This window comes from Streptomyces sp. URMC 126 (genome assembly GCF_051386555.1).
In the GTDB taxonomy this organism is placed as follows: domain Bacteria; phylum Actinomycetota; class Actinomycetes; order Streptomycetales; family Streptomycetaceae; genus Streptomyces.
Genome location: NZ_JBPQTX010000943.1, coordinates 1 through 265 on the forward strand (window position 1 = coordinate 1; position 265 = coordinate 265).

Here is a 265-nt window from a genome sequence, read left to right on the forward strand (position 1 = left end):
CTGCAGCAGGCAGCCGATCCGCCGGCCCTCGCGTTCGGCCGCCGAGGAGAGCGCGCCGACCAGCCGGGGCCGGTCGACCGAGTGCACGAAGTCGGCGTAGCGGGCCACGGACCGGACCTTGTTGGTCTGCAACTGCCCCACGAAGTGCCAGGTGAGGGGGAGATCCGCGCAGGCGTCGGCCTTGGGCGCCGCCTCCTGGTCCCGGTTCTCCGCCACGTGCCGCACCCCGAGTCCGGCCAGCAGCCGCACATCGTCGGCGGGGCGG

Annotated in this window: 1 pseudogene; it reads right to left on the reverse strand. The window is 74.7% G+C overall.

Features of this window, described 5'->3' with window-relative positions:
• Positions 1–265: pseudogene (locus ACSNOK_RS34595) on the reverse strand (YggS family pyridoxal phosphate-dependent enzyme); the annotation flags it as partial.